The sequence below is a fragment of the Plectonema cf. radiosum LEGE 06105 genome (genome assembly GCF_015207665.1).
Classification (GTDB): Bacteria; Cyanobacteriota; Cyanobacteriia; order Cyanobacteriales; family Nostocaceae; genus Rivularia; species Rivularia radiosa_A.
In genome coordinates, this window is record NZ_JADEWL010000269.1 from 1 (window position 1) to 3,777 (window position 3,777).

4 protein-coding genes are annotated in these 3,777 nt (G+C 39.7%); all 4 read right to left on the bottom strand.

The features are described from left to right. Window positions 1-116: 116 nt before the first annotated feature. Complete coding sequence (locus IQ247_RS31735; protein WP_193926170.1) at window positions 117-272, bottom strand: hypothetical protein; 156 nt, start codon at window positions 270-272, stop codon at window positions 117-119. After that, window positions 250-1,011, bottom strand: a complete 762-nt coding sequence (locus IQ247_RS31740) for an SDR family NAD(P)-dependent oxidoreductase (protein WP_193926167.1) — start codon at window positions 1,009-1,011, stop codon at window positions 250-252. The genes IQ247_RS31735 and IQ247_RS31740 overlap by 23 nt, the downstream gene beginning before the upstream one ends. Before the next feature lie 400 nt (window positions 1,012-1,411). Then, the gene (locus IQ247_RS31745) at window positions 1,412-2,194 is read right to left on the bottom strand and encodes a sulfite exporter TauE/SafE family protein (RefSeq protein WP_193926168.1); all 783 of its coding nucleotides are present in this window, start codon (window positions 2,192-2,194) and stop codon (window positions 1,412-1,414) included. 281 nt (window positions 2,195-2,475) lie between these two features. Beyond that, the gene (locus tag IQ247_RS31750; protein ID WP_193926169.1) at window positions 2,476-3,756 is read right to left on the bottom strand and encodes a sulfite oxidase; all 1,281 of its coding nucleotides are present in this window, start codon (window positions 3,754-3,756) and stop codon (window positions 2,476-2,478) included. Window positions 3,757-3,777: the final 21 nt, after the last annotated feature.

Consider the following 3,777-nt stretch of genomic DNA (forward strand, 5'->3'; position numbering starts at 1 on the left):
GCCAGTTAGGTGAGGTTAGCCTGTGGACTGGTGAGTGCCGACACTGCCAGAATGAAGTAGGAAGTAAACGAAGCCCAAAGTAAATATTTCCAACTATGGGTAGCTTTGGGTAAGTGTTATGTAACGGTTAAAGGCATTCCAAAACGTAGATGTTGCCAAAAGGATAAATTATACCCTTGGGAAGCCGCAGCTTCTACCATAATGAGATTGGCAACTGATAACTGATAACTGATAACTGTCAACTGTCCCCTACCACGGTAAACGGCTACCATCCCAGGAGAAAAATTCGCCGCTATCTTCTGGTTTCAAGTTAGCTATGACACTGAGTAATTGCTCAACGGTGCGTTCAACGGGGAATAATTTTTCTGGGGGTACGTTGCGTTGAAATGGCTGTGAAAGGTTGGTGTCTGTAGTTCCGGGATGTAAAGTTACTACTATAGTTTTAGGGCATCTTCTACTATATTCTATTGCCGTGGTTCGCATAAACATATTTAATGCTGCTTTCGATGCTCGATATCCATACCATCCACCTAAATTGTTATCGCCGATACTACCTACCTTGGCAGAAATGCAGGCAAAAATATTTTTTTGATCATGCTTAAATAAAGGTTGTAGGTGTTTAGCTAATAAAATTCCTCCCATACTATTTACTTGGAAATAACGAATTAAATTTTCTGGATTAATTTGTCGCAGGCTTTTTTCTGGTTGCATTTCTCCTTGATGTAAGATTCCTACGCAGTTAATTACTAGATGTAACTGATCTATTTGTGCGCTAATCTTTTCCACAACTGCTGATATTTGTGACTCTTGGGTAATATCCATTGGAAAACAAACTAATTTATCGGAATATTCTCTGTGCAGAGTCATTAATTCAGCCGCAGTATCAGCATTACGATAGGTAGCGTAAATTCTTGCGATATTATTATCTAGCAATAAACTTTTGACAAAACCCAATCCAATACCTTGACTTGCACCGACAATTAAAGCGTTTGCGTTGTGAATTTCTTTCATTACACATTACAGTTATAAGTTATGAGTGTTAGCGCAGCGTGTCTGTGGCTGACATGGAGTTAGTAATAATTATTTCCCGTTCATCCTACTCTTATCCCAACAGCGGACGCAAAAAGAGAAAATGGACATAAAATTATTACCCGCCTGGGACTGCAAGTCCCATTCTGATAGCACAAGTCCATTAAAATGGACTAAACCTGGATTTCTCACAAGTAAGTGGTAAGCGTTGAGTGGCGGATTGATTTTCCCACTACTCACTAATCACTACTACTTCCAATTTCCTTCTTGTTTGTGAGAAATGCGGGTAAAATACTACTCTTTTCTGTTAGTAATATTTTTATTTATATTTTTTATTATGTAGTTAATTATGCTTATGGTGCAAGATATCAGTTATATAAAACTAGTCGATAATTTGGTAACTTATCCAAGCTTGCCAAAAAATGTATATTGACAATATTCCTAAAAATATACGTAAGACAAGACTTACAGTAGAATCGGGCAACTTTGGCAATGTACGGGTACTAATCTGCGCTCCTAAAATACCACCACATCCTAAAACTATACCTGGAATAAACAAAATATTTCCTTTTAAAGTGTGTCCGATGCAAGCAACTAAAGCTGTAATCACGATAACACCAAGACTTGTCTGAATAGCAACTTTAATTTCTTCTTTCAAAAGCAACATTTGCATCGGTACCATAATTGTACCGCCACCCAAACCAAATAAACCTGCTAAAACTCCCGCCGAGCCTCCCGTACCAATTCTAGATATGATTGGGTTAAATGTTACTTTTGTACTTTCTATTTCCACAGCAGCTAATTTTTTGCGTAAATCTATTAGATAAATGTTAGCGAGTAGGATAATACCGAAAGTAAAAAGGATGATATGGGGTGGAATTAGGTTAGCAAAATATACTCCAATACCAGTTGTTAAAAAAGCCGGGATTCCTAAATAAATAATTTTTTCCCAATTCAAATAACCCATTAACCAATTTTGTACACTTCCAGAAATTGCTGCGATCGCAATAAACAAACTACTGGTAGCAATAGCTTCAACAGGTGTATAACCCAACGTTACCATCAAAGGAATTGTCACAATACCACCACCGATTCCCAGCAGTCCCGATATCATCCCGCTGACTAACCCACCAACTGCCAATATTAACCACACAAAATCAATCATAAATTAAGTATTTGTTCAAAAATTATCAAAAATTAAGCTAGTAGTGCTTTTCATTAGTTATGCGGGGTTGTAGAGACACGAAATTTCGCGTCTCTACATGGTTTCGGGGATAAATGAACCCGTCAGAATAAATGAAAAAGACCACTAGTAGTCTGTCACACCAACTTTGAGGGGTTTGCGAGAAAACCCAATCGGGAATTACATTCCCGGCTCTGAAGCACAAGCCCTATAAATAAAACTCTAAAATAAGCTTTCTTTTTTAAATCTTTAACCTCTAACCTTCAACCTTGTACTATTACCGGATGACTAACAACAGCTCCATAAAGCAATCCTTTATCGTTCCAAGGAACCGTTAAAGGCTGAGTGTTACCCAAATTATCTGTAGCACGAGCTTGCAGAAAATACTTCCCTGGAGTTGGGTTCCAATCAACGTCCCACCGCACCCATGCAAAGGGGAGATTTGGTTCTCGCAATCGTGCCATTTGCCAAGTTTTACCGCCATCTAAACTAATTTCTACCCGGACAATTTGGCCTTTACCAGACCACGAACGTCCTCGCAACAAGTAAGGTTTAGCCTTGAGCGTCGCTGACCAACCTAATTCAAAAGCGCTTTTGACATTTTGAGAGGTAATTAATTTACCTTGCCGTGGATAGTCTGAACCAACGAGAACTGCTTGTTTAGCAATCCACTCACTGTATATAGGCTCAGAAGAAACTTCAATACACTCAATCCATTTCACATTAGCGTTTCCAGCCCAACCAGGAAATATTGCCCGACATGGGCTACCGTGATCTGGAGGTAAAGGTTCCCCATTCATTGCATAGACTATCAGCGAATTATCCATTTTGGCTTTGGCAATTGGTACTACAAAGCCGTATTTAGATTTATTAATTCCTATAGAATCAAGAGAATCGATATCTTTACCTTGAATTAGCACATCCACGGCATTCGATTTCAACCCAGCACGCTCTAATAATAAGCCAAGCGGGACTCCAGTCCATTCAGCGACACCAATTGCACCTAATCTCCACCGCGCTCCAGAAAAAGTTTTATTATATACTTCCTCAAAGAAAATTCGTCCGTTTGCAGCACATTCAATAGCGCTAGTAACGGAGATTGAGGGCATACCGATAATATCATCGTAGGTAAACTCGCAGGGTTTATTGATACCAGTACCCCCAAGTTGCAAGCGCCAGGTAGAGGGGTTGAAAGCCGGAGGTTTACTGCGATTATGGACGTAGAACCAATCGTTGGGGACTAGATAACCACGTCCATACATCGCCTCCCAGTTCATCTCCAAAGTGCCACTACTATGAGAAATATATCCTGGTGGTAATGGTTTAATTATTTTACTTGTGTTGTTTTTAAAGGATTTCGAGCCAATTTGCTGACCTTGAGCGGACGCGGGTACAGCCAACCCCCCCATAGCTGTTGCTCCAGCAATACTCCCTAATATTTGCAGAAAACGCTGACGAGATAAACCTAAATATCTACTTTTTTCCCAGATATACTGGTCAACTCGTGCTTGTAGATAATCCTCTTGATCGAAGTCATTGCTCAAACTATTACCTCTTTTCTAGGG